Origin of the sequence: Chryseobacterium gambrini, assembly GCF_027920505.1 — a bacterium.
In the GTDB taxonomy this organism is placed as follows: domain Bacteria; phylum Bacteroidota; class Bacteroidia; order Flavobacteriales; family Weeksellaceae; genus Chryseobacterium; species Chryseobacterium gambrini.
On record NZ_CP115857.1, the window covers coordinates 1,523,042 to 1,539,893 of the forward strand.

The window sequence follows — 16,852 nt, forward strand, 5'->3', positions numbered from 1 at the left end:
TCCAAAAAAAACAAAAAAACCGCTCATTGCTGAACGGTTTTGGCTGTATCTGAAATGGTGATTACCAGATTTTAATTCTTTCTGCCGGTTTTTTGTACAATTTGTCTCCTTCTTTTACATCAAACGCTTTGTAGAAAGCATCAACATTGGTTAAAGGACCGAAACTTCTGAAATATCCCGGAGAATGCGGATCTGTTTTCACCTGATTGATCATGTATTTTTCGCTGGATAAAGTTCTCCAGACTGTTGCCCAGCTCAGGAAGAATCTCTGATCCTGTGTGTAACCGCTGATAACTCCCGGATTTCCTTTGTCTTTCAAATACATCTGAAGAGCGTCGTAAGCGATGTTTACACCTCCTAAATCTGCAATATTTTCTCCGTTGGTGAATGTTCCGTTCACGAAAGTACCTTTTACAGGCTCGTATTTGTCGTACTGTGCGGCAAGAGCTTTTGTTGCTTTTTCGAAGTTGGCTTTATCTTCGGGAGTCCACCAGTCTACCAAGTTTCCGTCTGCATCGAACTGTGCACCTGAATCATCAAATCCGTGGCTCATTTCGTGACCGATCACGGCACCGATTCCACCGAAATTCACGGCAGCATCTGCTTTAGGATTGAAGAAAGGCGGCTGAAGAATTGCAGCAGGGAAAACGATTTCGTTGTTTACCGGATTGTAGTAAGCATTTACAGTTTGCGGCGTCATTCCCCACTCTGTTTTATCTACTGGTTTTCCGATTTTAGCTAAGTCTTTGTTGTACTGCCATTCTGCAATATTCTGAAGGTTGGCATATAGATTTCCACCTTTTGATTCCGGCGTGATGGTTAATTTGGAATAATCTTTCCATTTGTCCGGATACGCAACTTTTACCGTGAACTTATTCAGCTTTTCCATTGCCTTTTCCTTCGTTGTAGAAGACATCCATGTTAATCCGTTGATATGAACCGCGAAACTTTTCTTTAAGTAATCGATCAGTTCAACCATTTGTGCTTTAGCTTCTGCCGGGAAATATTTTTCAACGTATAATTTACCGAAAGCTTCTCCTAAAGATCCGTTAATTAATTCGTAACCTCTCTTATTTAAAGCTCTCTGCTCCTGCTGTCCTCTTAAATATTTGCCGTAGAAAGCGAATCTCATGTCGCCCAATTTCTCACTTAAATAAGCCGCACTTCCGTGGATCATGTGGAATTTAAGATAATCTTTAATCACAGGAAGATTCTGTGTATTGATGAATTTATCTAAATTCTTGTAATATCCTAATTCTCCGACAATTACTTTATCTGTATTTACGCCAACTGCTTTAAGATAAGCAGGAAGGTCTACATTTTTTACCAAAGCTGAAAGCTGAGCCATTGTTTGTGGATTGTACTGAAGTGTATTATCACGGCTCTGCTCGTTGGTTAAATATGTTTTTGCAATGCTTTTCTCGTAATCTACGATACCTTTTGCGGCAGCATCAGCGTTTTTGTATCCTAGTTCTTTTAACATAGAAGCAACATATTTTGTATATTCTGCTAAAGCTTCTGTGTTTTTTTCGTTTACTTTCTGATAGTAATCTCTTCCAAGACCTAAAGATGCGTCACCAAGATAGACAACGTTCATTTTAGAGTCCTTAAGATCTGCATCTACTCCCCATCCGTAGAAGTTATTTTCTCCTTCTTTGGTTACAGAGATTAAATATTTCTGAAGATCTCCAACGGATTTAATGGCATCAATTTTATTAAGATTTGCCTGAATCGGTTTGATACCGTCTGCATTTCTCTTTGTCATGTTCATGTACGTTGCGTACAGGTCCTGAATTTTCTTGCCTTCTGTTCCGTCAGCAAATTTGTCTTTCAGAAGAGAGTTCAGAATCGTCATGGAGTTGTTATCTGTATCTTCAGCCAGTTTGTTGAAACTTCCCCATGTTGGTTTATCGGAAGGAATTTTGGCAGTCTTCATCCAAGTTCCACTCACATAGTTATAAAAATCATCTTGCGGACGTACTGATTTATCCATCAAGCTAAGGTCTAAACCTTTGTCTGTCGCCTGAGCCTTCACGGTTTGTGAACAAATTCCTCCTATTAAAAGCAGAGAAAGCGTTAATTTTTTCATTATAATTACAATTTATACAATAAGTGTAACTTTTTTTTATTTCGTTACTTTTTACAAAAACAAATTTAATTAAATATTAAGATCTGTTTATATTTTAATTTTTAATTTAAAATCTCTTCTTATCAATTTTTGTATTTCGAAATTAAGTGTAACGCCTTTGTCTATCTTTAGTTAGTTAATTTAATATTAAAAAACGTTGTTTACCCTTGCGATAATTTAAACGCAATACCAGACAAGGAATTATTAAAAACTCTGTTTAAAAAATTTAAGATAAACAAAGGCGTTTCACTTATTTTTGAAAGACAACTTTTTTACAATCATGAATTTAAGACGTTGCAATTTCTTTTACATTTCCGGTACGTTTTAAAAATCCCCAAGTCTGCATTTCGCCTTTCAGTGCTTTTCGGAGACTTCTGAACAGTACAGCATACATCAGCCAGCGATACCCGAAACGCTGCGAAATCACGTACAGCAGATTTACCAATTTTTCTCTCTGCATGATGAACGCAATAAAAGCCAGAGACGCATCCACCAAAAGGAAAATTAAATAGTAACTGAATATTTTTCCCCCGTTTCCTGACAATATTCCAAAAAACATGATAAGATCGGCAAGCGGTGAGAAGAACGGAATAATGTACTGGAAGAGTAAAATATTCGGCATTGCCCAAAGTCCTAAACCTTTATATTTCGGGTTAAGGAAAGTCTGTCTCTGTTTCCAGAACATCTGCATGATTCCGTACGTCCATCTGAAACGTTGTTTTAAAAACTGTTTTACGCTTTCCGGAGCCTCTGTCACGGCAACTGCACGGTTTTCGTTGGCAACGGTGTAACCCTCTCTTAAGATTTTAACAGTAATATCGCAGTCTTCAGCTAAAGTATCGGAAGAATATCCGCCAACTTCTTCAATTACAGATTTTCTGAAAGCTCCGATAGCACCGGGAATTACAGTAATGGCATTGATATTCGCATATGCTAAACGATCAAAATTCTGACTGGTTGTATATTCAATGGACTGCCATTTTGTAAGCCAGTTTACGGTATTTCCCACTTTTACATTTCCTGCCACGGCTGCGATTTTTTCATCCGGATCTGAGTTTAAAAATCTTGCAATTAAATACTTTACGGCATCTTTTTCCAGTTTCGTATCGGCATCTATGCAGACCACATATTCCGCATCGGTTTGTGAAATCCCAAAATTTAAAGCAGTTGCTTTTCCGCCGTTGGTTTTGCTGAAAATTTTCAGTTTCGGATGATCAGAAAAGGACTCTTTCGCTTTTTCATAGGTTGAATCTTTGCTTCCATCATCCACCAGAATAATATTGAAATTGGGATAGGTTTGTTTTAATAGATTGTTTAATGATGAAACAATGTTAACTTCTTCATTGTACGCCGGAACAATAATTGAAACCTTCGGATAGGATTCTAAAACCGGAAATTCTCGTAATTTTTTCTCTTTTTTTCGTTCTTTAAATGCCCAGAATAACATAATCAGCAATCTGATGAGTCCCAATGCGATAAAAATGGTAAACAAAGCCACCAAAAAATGACTGATTCCATAAATAATGGTTGCCAAAAGCAAATTAAGCTGCATCACATAATAGGCTCTTGTTTTCGGAATGGAAGGCATCAGTTCTGCTTTGTTCTTATGCAGAATACTGGCAAGATTGGTAAAATGATATCCTTGTTTCTGTAATGTCGGGATTAAAACTTTCAAAGCTTTTACGGTTTCTTCGCGGGTTTCACCTCCTGCATCGTGAAGGAGTATGATGTTTCCGCGTTCGGCTTTTACACCTGCTAAAACACGTTTTACAATTTCATCGGCTTTTATTCCCGGCTGCCAGTCTTCGGGATCGATGTTTTCACCAATATCAAGATAATTCTGCTGTCTCGCCAATGCAACCGGAACAATTTCTTCTGAAGTTGTTGGCTCAGAATCGGCATTGTAAGGCGCTCTGAACAGAATGGTACTGTGTCCTGTGATACATTCGATCAATAATCTTGTCAGTTTCATTTCAAGTAAAGCTCTTTCGGGGCTTACTTTTGCTACATTTTCGTGGGTAAAGGTATGATTGCCAATTTCATGACCTTCTCTATAGATTCTTTTAACCAAAGGAAGGTTTTTTTCTGCATTTAATCCTACCAAAAAGAAGGCGGCCGGAACGTGGTATTTTGACAATACGTCTAAAACCTGCGGAGTGTAGGTTTCATCGGGACCGTCGTCGAATGTTAAAACCAGTTCTTTCTGTGGAGCTTCTCCGTATTTTTTAACTTCATAAGAACTGGGATAGGTTATATAATTTTCATCGGTGATGATTTTTTCTTTGGGATCAATCTCAAGGGCAATTTTTCCGTCATGGGGCGTATTCAGAACATCCAAAACTTCCCCATCGCCAATGTAATCGACCATCGTCTGACCTTTTACATTCTCAAGGGTTTTTAAATTTAATTTTGATAATCCTGCAAACGTAAGATCTTTATCGTAAAAATTCCAGATCCGGCTGTCCTCGCTTCCCAGTCTCCAGAGTGCAGTTCCGGCAAGAGGATATTCTGAAGAAAAGCGCATCGTATTAAAAATAGAAGCAGCATCGTTGAAAAATACAGTGTGTGTATTGTTTTTCGAATCTGTGTAAGAATAATTTAAGTTAAAAGTATTGTCGTCGAAATTAATTTTCGCTTTGCTTGCACTCGCTTTGGTGATTGCCTGCATATACGTCACGGAATTATTCTGTTCCTTGTCTGTACTCCAGTCGTATCCGTAAGCTCCTAAACCTAAAATGATTTTGTTGGGGGAAATTTTTGCCAGAATTTTTCCGGTCTGTGCTTCGATCCATTTTTGAGAGGAAACGGGTCCTGCATCGCTGTCTGCAGAATATTCATCATACGCCATCAGGACAAAATAATCTACATAAGGATTTAATTTCTGAATATTGTAATCGTCATTATCCGTCATGATATCCATGGAAACAAATAATTTATTCTGCTTAAAAGTTTCGGACAGCTCTTTCATGAAAGCGATGAGGTTTTCATCAGAATCCAGATTCATATCTTCAAAGTCGATGTTGATTCCTTTGAAATTGAGTTTCTGGCATTGAAGGGTTAATTTCTGAATGAGCTGTGTTCTTTTTTTCGGATCTTTCAGCACTTTTCCCAGACCTTCAGAATGGAATTCCTGCTCAAAGTTATTGCTGAGAATCGGCATTGCGGCAACTCCTGTTCTTTTAATGACTTTATATCCTGCCGAATCCACATTGGTTTTCAGATCGCCATTTTTCGGATCGAGGAAAAACCACTCCGGAAAAACGAGGTTGATGTGTTTAATGTTTCTTTTTAGGGACATTAAAGACTGCGGATCCCATGCAACATAGAATGCAGAACGTATTCCGCCCGGAAACTGTGCCCAGTTTCTGTTTTGGTTTTTAAGTCTTTCGGCTCTTGCTTTTTCGATTTTAGCAAGGTTGGTGTGCATTGTTTTTTCGGAAATGAAACTTCGGAATCCTTTATATTCTTTGGAAATTCTGTTTTCCTGAAGATAGGGTTTGCTAGCTGTAATAACGGCTTTGTAATCTTCTTTAAAAGGAATTTTGGGGCTTCTGTCCCATTTCATCATAAGACCGAGCGCCAGAAAAAGCAATATGGCGATAAAGATAAAAATTCGGCTTCCCCACTGAACGTTTCTCCAGCGTTTTTTGCTGTCAGTCTGAAAAATCTGCTTTGAGTTTTCCACGATTTTGATATTTTTCTCATGAACGTCAAAAACCGTGAAAAACCTATACAGAATTAATTAAAAAAAAATTAAAAAATTAACTGATTCTGAATCAATTATTCACCAAAAGGGCAACAAGATCCTGAATGACTTTCTGGGATACAAAGTGCATAAAATCCAGCCGATCCAGATGCGGCATATACAATTTTGAAGTCACTTCCTGATCTTTAATTCTGATGGTGTAAAAAACGGTTCCCACTTCCTTTCCATCCTCTCCTTTTCGGGGACCTGCAACTCCGGTTGTAGACAGAGAAATATCTGTATTGAAGAGTTTCTGACAGCCTTCTGCCATTTCCGCAGCGACCTGCTCACTTACGACCGTAAATTCTTCTACGGTTTCTTTTTTTACTTTGAGAATATCGATCTTTTTTTCTGTAGCATAAGAAACAATGCCGCCTAAAAAGTAATTTGAGCTTCCGGAAACAGAAGTAATCATTTTTGCGAGTTCTCCGCCTGTACAGCTTTCGGCGGTAGATAAAGTCAATTTTCTATCTGTTAAAATATCGGCAAGAATTTTTTCTATTTTATCCTGTGAGGTAGCAATTACATGATCTTTTACTAAAGGAAGTAGCTTCTGGATCTCCTCTTCCAACTGTTGCTGCAAAATACTGTCGTCCTCTCCGCTTGCAGTGAGTCTCAGTTTAACGCGGGTTCCTACAGGAAGATAAGACAAAGAAAGGTTTTCCGGCAAGGCAAGTTCCCAGTTTTCAATTTTGTCTGCCAGAATACTTTCGGGAATTCCAACTACGGAAACAATTCTCGTGGAAAGGTAATGCAGACTGAATTTATCTTTTAAATAAGGAACAATCTGATCTTTAATTAAAGGTTTTACTTCATAAGGAACTCCGGGAAGGCTGAAAAGCAGTTTTCCGTTTTCTTCCATCATCATGCAGGGTGCAGTTCCGTTATGGTTCTGGAACACTTTGGATTTTGTAGGGACAAAAGCCTGTTCGCGGTTTCTTTCCAGAATTTCTGTTCTTCCGCGTCTTTCCATATAAGCTTTCAGATGAGCGAAAGTTTCTTCGTCTAAAGCGATTTCGTCATTAAAGAATTCAGCAATGGCTTTTTTGGTTTTATCGTCTCTTGTAGGACCCAAACCTCCGGTTGTTATGATGATATCTCCCAGCTCAAAAGCAGAAGAGATGGTCTTTTTAATGGTTTCAATCTGGTCTGAAATGGTAAAAATCTGTATAACTTTTATCCCAATATTTTTCAGTTCGGCAGCAATAAAGTTAGAATTGGTGTCTACGGTGCTTCCTGAAAGGATTTCGTCACCAATGGTGATCAGAACGGCATTTTTCATATAATAAGGTCGAAAAAAATTTTTCTATACAAATGACGGAATTTTCCCTGTGACGGGCAATATAAATTGATTTTTTCTATTTTTGGATAAAATTGTTTAAAACTATCATTCAATATGTCTAAATATGATGATGCTTCATGGCATTACGGCAGCGATTTTCCTGAAGAACTTCCAATAAAAAACGGAGCAACCCACACCGGAATGTTTCTGAACTGGTGTATTAATAACGATTTCATCTCGGAAGAATTTAAAGAAGATCATGAAGAAGAAATTCAAAGCTTAAAAAGAAGAGAAATTACCGGCGCTGAATTCATCATGGATTTCATGGACGGAAAGTTTTCTGAATATGATCTGAACGAAACAGGAAATGCTTTTGCCCAGGATTATTACAAAGACGACACAGATTTCGGAAACCGATTCAGCTCTTTCGCAGATGATTATGTGAATTTATTCGATACAAAAGCGGAAGAGAATGATTACGAATATGAAACATTTTATCACATCGAAGATACGTACGAAAATTACGATCTGATGAAGCAGGTTATCGATTATCGTTTTGAGGAATGGAAAGAATATAAAGGATTGGTTTAAAATAAATATCAGTAAACTTGTCTAAACTTTTTTAACGCAAAAGATGCTAAACATTGTAACACTTTAGTAGTTTAAGTTGAATACTTAAATCGAAAAAAAGAGCACATAAGTTAAAAAAAATCAAATATTTTTTCTCTTTGCTGACTTTTGAAATACTTTAAATTTAAATAAATCCAATAAAGTCTTTTGTATTTTTTGCGGTTAAATTTAAAATGAGTTTAAACAAACTTAGTTTTAAATTGCACTATTTTCAACTCTGCTCAGATGTTTTTTCTTGAAAGCGGAAGGCGTTTCTCCGATGTATTTTTTGAATAATTTATTGAAATATGAAAGGCTTTCAAAACCTACCTGAAAGCAGACTTCCGTTACGCAGGAATTTTGCAGCAATAATAATTTCGCCTGATTGATCCTGTAATTATTGACAAAATCCGTAAACGTCATATTGGTCTGCTTTTTAAAATAACGGCAGAATGCGGGAGTGCTTAAATTCACGTTTTCTGCGATAATATTTACGTTGGGATTTTGATCATAATTTTCATGAATATAATCGTAAATGGTTCCCATCCGGATTTTATCATTTAAAAACCACTTGATGCGGGTGTCTTCGCTGTTCAGTTCTTTTACTTCTTCGGAGTCTGCAAGAATCTGCAAAATTTCAATCAGCCCGACAAAAGCATGAAAAGAATTTTCGTTTTTTATCTGGTGTAGTTTTTCAACGACTTTTTGTTTGGTTTCCCCGGAAAAGGATAATCCCAGATAAGAACGTTCCAGCAGTTTTTTAATGTTTTCAAATTCCGGAACAGGCATAATGTATTCCTGAAGAAAATTTTCGCGCATCTGCAAAACCATCTGTCTGCATTCGGTCTGAATTTTATAATCAAAATTAAGGTGAGGAACATTGGAACCGATGAGCAATAAATCGCTGTCTTTGAAGTCTGAAATATTTTTACCGACGTGACGGATTCCGTTGGAAGCTTCTACGTAAACCAGCTCTATTTCAGGATGATAATGCCAGAAGAAACAGTTTTTAAGGGATGGTGAAAACAGCTTAAAAGATTTTCCTTCTTCAAATTCAATATTTTCTTTCTGAATTTTCATTATGTTCTCTTTTGATTAATATTTAATTCAAAATTAATTAAAAAAGTTAATACAGAGCAAAAATGAGTCATCTCCGTTAAAGTATAAATGATTATTTCTATCGATTTTTGCACTTTAAAAGAAACAATAAATTATTCAGGATCGTTAAAAGGATTTTAAAATGAAGATAGATAAAAGAATAATACCGTTGGCAATAGGCGGTCTTGGAATCGGAACCACCGAATTTACCATTATGGGGCTGCTTCCCGATATTGCAAGAAGTTTACAGATCAGCATTCCGGAAGCGGGACATTTAATATCGGCTTATGCTTTCGGAGTGGTTGTAGGAGCTCCGATTTTAATTGGATATTCTGTAAAATTTCCGCTAAAAAAGGTTTTGATTGTTCTGATGATGATTTTTACCCTGTTTAATGCATTATCGGCAATTGCTCCGGATTATAACACGATGATGATCATCCGTTTCCTTTCCGGACTTCCGCATGGAGCATTTTTTGGAGTGGGAACTGTGGTTGCCACCCGATTAGCCGCAAAAGGTAAAGAAGCGTTCTATATTTCGCTTATGTTTACAGGACTTACGGTTGCGAATCTCGCGATGGTTCCGCTGGTAACGTATATCGGTCATGCATTTCACTGGAGATGGTATTTCGCCATTGTTGCTGTGATCGGGTTATTTGCCTTATTATTTTTAAAACTCTGGCTGCCTATGCTTGAAACCAATGAAAATACTCACTTCATGGAAGAAATGAAATTTTTGAAGAAAAAGCAGTCATGGATGGTTTTAATGATTACTGCGATTGGTTTTGGAGGATTATTTACATGGTTTAGCTACATTACGCCTTTGATGACCGTTGTTTCGGGGATTAAAGAAAATCAGATGGCATATGTGATGATTCTCGCCGGAGCCGGAATGGTTGTAGGAAATTTAGTCGGCGGATATTTGTCTGACAGACTGAGCCCTGAAAAGACCTGTGTTTTATTACTTTTCTTAATGATGAGTTCTTTAGTGGGCGTATTTTTCCTTTCAGAATATCAAACGGTTTCATTGGTACTGACGTTTATCTGCGGCGCACTGTCGATGTCGGTTGCTGCACCCATTAATATTATGATGATGAAGGCTGCTCCTAAAAGCGAGATGATGGCAGCCGCTTTTATGCAGGCCGGATTTAACTGTGCGAATGCATTGGGAGCGTTTTTGGGAGGAATACCGCTGGAAAACGGTTATTCTTTCAACTATCCTTCGTTGGTGGGTGTGGGAATGACTTGTATCGGATTGATGATTGCATTCAGATACAAACAGTTGTACAGTTCACAAAAAACGGAAGAAAAAGAAATTATAGCAGAATGTGTTTCCTGCGATCAATAAAAGAATCGGCAGTTTCCTCCGGAAACTGCCGATTTTCATAATTTTAATTTTTTAGAATTTAAATGTGCATCCGCAAACGCTCATTTTACCTTCTACGACGGTAGTCCATTGTCCGTTCCACGTTCCTCCGTAAGACGCGCAGATTGCAGGACAAACTTCTTTAGCATCTTCGTTGCTCCAGATAGGACCAGCCAAAACATCTAAAGTGTACTCGGAGTCGCCTGTAGGCTGAGTATTCAGTTCAACGCCGATTACACTCATCTGTCCTTCAACAATGGTAGTCCATTGTCCGGTAAACTTTCCTAAGTGTGCTGCCGCGATACGCGGACCTAATTTTTGTGCTTCGTCATTGCTCCAAAGTGGTCCCGCAATGATGTCTAATTTGAATGTTGACATAATTTTTAGTTTTTTGTTTGTTTAACATTACAAATGTAGTCACAATAATGAGAAATATTCTACGTAGAATGTACCAAATTGATAATTAAGTATTTATACTTACCATTTAATTTTCAGATCAATAAAAAAGGCTGCCTTAAAAAGACAGCCTTTCCGTTGTTTTTATAATAAGCAGATTACGCTTCTACTTCATTTCCGTTTTTGCACCAGTACAAAGCGTTGTACAGGTTACCTTTCGGGAAAGATTTGAATTCTCCCGGCATCAGTACACTGAAAATTTCCGTAAAATTCTGTACATGCTGATTGTCGGTAAGAATTGCCGCCCTGTTCCATTTGGTTAGATTCTTCAGTCCTAAAAGAGCGTCTTCCAACCATGCACCTGCTGTAAAATTATCCAGATCTGTATCGAGATACATTAAATAATTTAGTTCTCCAAATTGTTCAATCTTTGCTTTTACTCGAGGAAAAACAAGATTCTCAAAATCTTCTTTCGTTACTGCTCCTGTTGCATTAAAAGCAGCAACATTTTCCGGAGCCTCTGGAATAATCGTTATCATATTTTTATTTTTAATGTGGTTTGATTGAAGGGTGAAAACAAATATTAAACCAATATTAATTTTAGATGAATAAAAGGCGCAATTATTGTTTATACAGATAAAAACGGTACTATGGATCTTAAATCTAATGAACCTTTCTGGCTTTTGAAAAACGGATTGATTTCTTCATATCCTTCTTTAAAATCCAATGAAGAATGTGATGTGCTGATTATCGGAGGCGGCATTACAGGAAGTTTAGCAGCCCACCAAATGATGACTGAAGGATATAAAACAATTCTTATTGATCAACGCGAACTCTGTAACGGAAGTACTTCAGCAACTACTTCCATGCTTCAGTATGAAATAGATGTTCCTCTTTTCAAACTTATTGAAAAAATAGGAAAAAAAGGAGCTGTAGCAAGTTATAAGGCATGTTCCGATTCTATTGATAAGCTTGAAAAGTTAGCCGGTGAAATTAAGTCGGATTTAGGATTTAAAAGAAAAAAATCGTTGTATTATGCTTCCAAGAAAAAGGATGTTGCATGGCTGAAGAAAGAATTTAAAGCAAGAAAAGACGCCGGTTTCAAAGTAAAATGGCTTGAAAGTGATGAGGTTTCAAAACAATTCGGATTTAAAAACACATACGGCGGAATTTTATCTGAGCAGGGAGCAAGTATTGATGCATTTAAGTTTGCACATGAATTATTTAAACTAAATGTAAAAAAAGGTCTGCAAATTTTCGACAAAACGGAAATGACCGGTGTCGAATATTTTAAAGGATATAATTTAATTACTGCAGATTCCGGTTTTCAGATCAGGGCTAAAAAAATCATTTACTGTATCGGTTATGAAAGCAAAAATTTAATAAAAGAACATTTTGTAAATTTAAAAAGTACCTATGCTCTTGTTTCGGAAATTGATAAGAAAAAATTTAAAAATATCAGCAATACTCTGGTCTGGAATACCGATGAGCCTTATATGTATATGCGGACAACGGATGATGGAAGAATGCTAATCGGAGGCGGCGATGAAGATTTTTATGATGCTAAAAAACGGGATTCGCTTTTAGATAAGAAAGAAAAGGAGATTTTAAAAACGTTGAAGAAAATAAAACCCGATTATCATTTCTACACAGATTTTGTCTGGGCAGGAACTTTTGGAGAGACCAAGGACGGATTGCCTTATATCGGAGAACATCAGGATTTTAAAAATTCTTATTTTATACTGGGTTTCGGAGGAAACGGAATTACGTTTTCTGTGACGGGAATGGAAATGGTTTCTCAATTTATGAAAGGTAAAAAGCATCTGCTATCAAAGTATTTTAAATTTGGGAGATGATTTTGAAATTTTTCAGTTTTTCGGCGAAGGCTTCGCCTTCGCCGAAAAACTGAAAAAAACTCGCGGCAATCTTGCCGCGAGTCTACACACTCAAAATATTGTTGTTCATAACTTTTGAAAACAACATTTTTGCCTCATTGTATGACCTTTAATGGTTATTAGTTTTTAATCACTTCTGATATTTAAATTTAATTTCTGCTGAGAATCTTTCAGTTAGAGGCTATAGCCGTTTTTCTTTGCCAGTTCCAGAACAGACCTTTCAATTGCTTTTCCAAGATCATCGGCTTCAGAATTTCCTCGTTTTTTCATTTCGGCATCAATGAAATCCTGTCTCTTTTTAGACAATACTTCAATTTCTTTCTGAATTTTTTCTCTTTCGGCAGATTTTTCGGCAACCGCTTTTTTAATTTCCTCTTTGCTTTTGCCTTTCAATTCAGCAGGAAGTTCTTCAGCTTTTACGTCCGACATGAAGTTCACATCCTTTTCAGCGCGGTCTACCAAATCCCAATGATCGTTTTTATAGGCATTTTTCTTGGATTTTGCAACCGTTCTTTCCACAGCGTTGGAAACCGACTGTACTTCGGCATTTTTGTCCTGAAGCATCTGTTTGTTTTTAAATTCCGAACCGTGACTTCCGTAATAAATGTAGGTGTCATTCAGTTTGGTGTTGCATTCTGAAATTCTGACATCATAGGGAGTTTCTATATAAATTACTTTTTGGTCGCTGTCGATATTGAAATACTTTCCATCGCCCAAAGAAGCGCCGTTTTGCCAGAAAGTCTGTATTCCTTCATCACGGCTTCCGCAGAAAATCGTGTTGGTGTAAATATTCTTTCTTTTGGCAGTGGGAATCACTTCTTTATAGCTGATTTTTCCCTGATCAAAAGGCTCGTTTCCCGCAATATAGATTAGCTTCATGCTTTGGTTATTATCATCCCATTTCAGATTCATCGAGGCATCACGGATCACGGCTCCACAATATTCGCTTCCGCCGTTGGTTCTCAAAGCAAACAGTTTTTCCGAAACCAGATCCAGATCCTGCGTTAAAGGAGTTACCTGCCGGATGTAATTTTCATCTCGTAAACCGTCATTTCCGTATTCATACAAAGCAATTTCCACTTGTGGCGCTTTGCCGTTGTATTTTAAGGTCGTTAAAGTATTCACGATATTCCAGAGTCGGGATTTTGCCTGATCGATCAGTCCGTCCATGCTGTTGGAAGTGTCGAGAAGCAATGCCACCTGAATTTTATTTTCTTTAATCTTTATTTTTGAAGGTTTATCGACATTATGAACCACTGTTCTCTGAACCGCCGGTTCTTTATATTCAAATTTTGAGTTTTGTACCCCGAATAAAGCGGCGGTTCCGGCTGCTAATGTTAAAATTTTAAAAGCTGTCATGATTTTGTGTTTTAAAGGATTTCGTATTTTGTTTTAATGCTGTATTTCAGCTTGATGTTATCGATATTTTCAAATGAATAATCTACATTAGAATCTGCTGCCTCAAGCTGGATATTGGATACTTTTGCTCTGAAGTTCATCGGCATGATCATATCACTGGTATAGTCTTCAATTTCTACGATCTCAAGCGGAGTTCCGGTTCTTTTGCCCATACTTTCCAGAAGATAGTCGGCTTTTTCCTTTGCCGCTTTCAAGGCATTGATTTTTACGGTTTTTCTGAAATCTGTAATTTTTGTATTTTTAATTTCTGAAATATTGATGCTGTTGACCCACTTTTGGTTCAGGCTTTCAAAAAGATTTCCCATATCTGTCTTTTTTGTTACCTTAAATTGAAAATCTTTCGTGAAAAGTTTGGTTTTTGAATAAATATTCTGATACATCGATTTGAATTTGATGTCTTCGTTTTTTACGCCATTGCTTTTCAGGATTTCAAAAAGCTGTTTTTCGTTGTCTGCCAATTGATTTTTGTTGTCTCCTTTAATTCCGATATTGAAAATAATTTCATCCGGCTCTACTTCCATTTCTGCAATTCCGGTTACTTCAATAAAGTTTTTCTTTGTTTCCTGTGCGTTGATCATACCTCCTATCAGAAATAATCCGATCAGTAAAAAATGTCTCAGTTTCATAATTTTCTTTTTTTAATTTTAAACTTCTAGAGTAAAATTACATTGATTTAAAACTGAAAATCGGGAGACTTGGTGAAATGAAGGTTTGGCTTGGTGAAATCAAAAAAAATTGGAAATGATGATTGTTTTAACACAATGTTCGCAAAGATTTTCATTGAAATTATTGTGAATATTCTGCGTTCGCAACGGCACTTCGTTCAGCAAATGATAGCTGAAAATAATGTTTTGTGATGAATAAAAAAAACAGTCCTGAAAAGAACTGTTTATCTGTTGGTAAGAATAATTGATTTTCCGCTTGGCGTGACGAGTTTTTTCACCTCAGAAAAAAGTGTGGTGCGGATGATGAGTTCATCATTTTTTTCTGAAATGTTATACGGATCAGATGTTACATTCGCATCGTCGATATCATGTTCAAAAAGCTTGGTAGAACCGGACTGATCTACCGAGTAAAAATCTACTTTGTAATCATTAAGTCCGGTCTGATAAAATTTGTAAACAATTTTTTCATTGAGATCGCTGGAAATGATCTTGGTTTCAATGAAATTGTTTTGTTCAAGAAACGAACAACTCTGCAAGAACAATACAGGTAAAAGAAAAAAGTAAAACTGTTTTTTCATAGTTATGTTTGGTTTTAGCAAAGGTATGTATTGCTAAATGGTTGATTGTTAACAGAATTTCAATTTTCATATTACAATTTTTTCATATAAGAGTTGATAAAGAATTGAAATTGCCCAAAAGATCTAATAATAGGATCTTTTATTATGTCCGGATGAATATTTTAAGGCGATATTATAAATTCTCTTCAGATCTTCGTCGTTTTTATCGCAGAAAGACTGATAATAACTGATGATGTTTTGCATGGATTTTTTGCTATTTCCCATATTGGTTTGTGAAAAATCTTTTGCTGCTTTTTTGAGTGCTGTCGTCATTTTAGCAATCTGAAAATTTTTCTTTAATTCTTGTTGAGTTGTTTCCGTCATTTCATCATATTCTTTTTTAGAAGAAATATTTTTCACTTCATCATTCTTTTCATAAACCAAAGAAGCCGTAATTGAAGAATTTTCTAATTCATTTTTCTCAACTTCCATCAGGAAAATCTGGGTTTGTCCGCAATCTAAATTTTCAAGTTCTACTTCTATTTCATGATTAGAAATATATTTTGGCTGATAACCGTAAAATGTTTTAATGTTCATTCCTTCAGGAAGATTGATCGTTAGTTTCGGCTTTTTTCCAATATTGTATAAAAGGCTTTCCAATTCATCTTTAAACGTCTTTTGAATATCTTCTTCAGCATCTCCGATAAAATAATTGGAGCCTCTTCCGTAAGTGGCGATTCTCCGTAACAGATCAAAATCCAGTTGTTGCCCGACTCCGATGGTACTGATGTCTATTCCTTTATCGTTAAATTCTTTCGACTGTTTCAAAATTATTTCAGGATCTGTAATTCCGGAATTTGTCATTCCGTCGGTAAGAAGAATTACTTTGCTGTTGTAGTCTTTGGTATTGTGTTTTTGCGCTTCCGAATAGCCCATCATCATCCCTGAATGAATATTGGTGGAACCCGAAGGATAAATACTTTCAATAATTGCATCTAAATTTCCGGCAACCTCTTTTATTTTTGATGATTTTAAAACAAGATTCGCAGTATCATCAAATTTTACAATGGAAATGAGATCTTCGGGTTTCAATCCTTTTACAAAAACTTTCAGTGCCGTTTTTACTTTTTCAAGTTTTCCGCCACCCATAGATCCGCTGTTATCAATGACCAGAGAAACATTTACTTTGTTGGAGTTTTCTCTAGCCGATACATTTTGCGTTGCGAGCCCGATTTGCAGTAAAAAATTGTCGTCCGAATTCAGAATTGTATTGTCATAATCAATGCTTAAAGCCACTTCATTTTTCTTTGGAATTTTAATCTGATGTTTGTGGTAATTCATAAAATCTTCTACAATAATCGTGTTTTCATTAAGAAATCCACTTTCATTTGCACTCGAAAGACCGTTGCTCACCGTATGGGAAACAGAGCCTGAAGAAACTCCTAACTGCGCTTTTGAGATATTGAAAAGAAATGTTGAAGAGAAAAGGTAAACTAATGTACTTCTGTTTAGAAAAGATAAATTTTTCATGATGATTAAATTTTAATTATGCCACAAACTTAGCCTCATAAATCCCGCAGAAAATACGAAACTTGGTGAATGAAGAATTTCACTTGGTGAATAATTTTTTGCACATTATATATATGTATATCTTTGTTTTATGAAAATGTGTCATCTTTTCGCCATCTTTTGTTT

Annotated in this window: 13 protein-coding genes; 3 read left to right on the forward strand and 10 right to left on the reverse strand. The window is 36.4% G+C overall.

The window, feature by feature from the left end:
- Nucleotides 1-61: 61 nt before the first annotated feature.
- From PFY09_RS06770 to PFY09_RS06780, 3 genes are all read right to left on the reverse strand, one after another.
- On the reverse strand, nt 62-2,089 hold the full coding sequence (locus PFY09_RS06770; protein ID WP_271161895.1) for a M13 family metallopeptidase: 2,028 nt from the start codon (nt 2,087-2,089) through the stop codon (nt 62-64).
- 325 nt (nt 2,090-2,414) lie between these two features.
- Nucleotides 2,415-5,813: a glycosyltransferase gene (locus tag PFY09_RS06775; RefSeq protein WP_271161896.1), complete on the reverse strand. Its 3,399-nt coding sequence runs from the start codon at nt 5,811-5,813 to the stop codon at nt 2,415-2,417.
- Nucleotides 5,814-5,904: 91 nt separating this feature from the next.
- Nucleotides 5,905-7,155, reverse strand: coding sequence for a CinA family nicotinamide mononucleotide deamidase-related protein (locus PFY09_RS06780; RefSeq protein ID WP_271161897.1), 1,251 nt, complete (start codon nt 7,153-7,155; stop codon nt 5,905-5,907).
- A 114-nt stretch (nt 7,156-7,269) separates the two neighbouring features.
- On the opposite strand from PFY09_RS06780, the gene PFY09_RS06785 reads away from it, so the two are divergent.
- Nucleotides 7,270-7,746: a DUF7832 domain-containing protein gene (locus PFY09_RS06785; protein ID WP_271161898.1), complete on the forward strand. Its 477-nt coding sequence runs from the start codon at nt 7,270-7,272 to the stop codon at nt 7,744-7,746.
- 234 nt (nt 7,747-7,980) lie between these two features.
- On the opposite strand, the gene PFY09_RS06790 is transcribed toward PFY09_RS06785, so the two are convergent.
- Nucleotides 7,981-8,844, reverse strand: a complete 864-nt coding sequence (locus PFY09_RS06790; RefSeq protein WP_271161899.1) for an AraC family transcriptional regulator — start codon at nt 8,842-8,844, stop codon at nt 7,981-7,983.
- Nucleotides 8,845-9,004: 160 nt separating this feature from the next.
- Between PFY09_RS06790 and PFY09_RS06795 the strand changes: the two genes are divergently transcribed.
- Complete coding sequence (locus PFY09_RS06795) at nt 9,005-10,207, forward strand: MFS transporter (RefSeq protein WP_271161900.1); 1,203 nt, start codon at nt 9,005-9,007, stop codon at nt 10,205-10,207.
- A gap of 51 nt (nt 10,208-10,258) precedes the next feature.
- Here PFY09_RS06795 and PFY09_RS06800 read toward each other — a convergent pair whose 3' ends face one another.
- Both PFY09_RS06800 and PFY09_RS06805 read right to left on the reverse strand, forming a co-directional pair.
- Complete coding sequence (locus tag PFY09_RS06800; RefSeq protein WP_076395345.1) at nt 10,259-10,603, reverse strand: mannan-binding lectin; 345 nt, start codon at nt 10,601-10,603, stop codon at nt 10,259-10,261.
- A gap of 176 nt (nt 10,604-10,779) precedes the next feature.
- The gene (locus tag PFY09_RS06805; RefSeq protein ID WP_108408689.1) at nt 10,780-11,160 is read right to left on the reverse strand and encodes a SpoIIAA family protein; all 381 of its coding nucleotides are present in this window, start codon (nt 11,158-11,160) and stop codon (nt 10,780-10,782) included.
- Nucleotides 11,161-11,271: 111 nt separating this feature from the next.
- Here PFY09_RS06805 and PFY09_RS06810 point away from each other — a divergent pair, with 111 nt between their 5' ends.
- Nucleotides 11,272-12,477, forward strand: coding sequence for an NAD(P)/FAD-dependent oxidoreductase (locus PFY09_RS06810; protein WP_271161901.1), 1,206 nt, complete (start codon nt 11,272-11,274; stop codon nt 12,475-12,477).
- Nucleotides 12,478-12,690: 213 nt separating this feature from the next.
- Here PFY09_RS06810 and PFY09_RS06815 read toward each other — a convergent pair whose 3' ends face one another.
- The 4 genes from PFY09_RS06815 to PFY09_RS06830 form a co-directional block, all read right to left on the reverse strand.
- The gene (locus PFY09_RS06815) at nt 12,691-13,875 is read right to left on the reverse strand and encodes a VWA domain-containing protein (RefSeq protein ID WP_271161902.1); all 1,185 of its coding nucleotides are present in this window, start codon (nt 13,873-13,875) and stop codon (nt 12,691-12,693) included.
- Nucleotides 13,876-13,886: 11 nt separating this feature from the next.
- Nucleotides 13,887-14,561 carry an SIMPL domain-containing protein gene (locus PFY09_RS06820; RefSeq protein ID WP_271161903.1) on the reverse strand — a complete coding sequence of 225 codons (675 nt, stop codon included), beginning with the start codon at nt 14,559-14,561 and terminating at the stop codon, nt 13,887-13,889.
- Between the two features lie 263 nt (nt 14,562-14,824).
- Complete coding sequence (locus PFY09_RS06825) at nt 14,825-15,178, reverse strand: hypothetical protein (protein WP_214590488.1); 354 nt, start codon at nt 15,176-15,178, stop codon at nt 14,825-14,827.
- Between the two features lie 123 nt (nt 15,179-15,301).
- Nucleotides 15,302-16,687: a vWA domain-containing protein gene (locus PFY09_RS06830; RefSeq protein WP_271161904.1), complete on the reverse strand. Its 1,386-nt coding sequence runs from the start codon at nt 16,685-16,687 to the stop codon at nt 15,302-15,304.
- Nucleotides 16,688-16,852 lie beyond the last annotated feature (165 nt).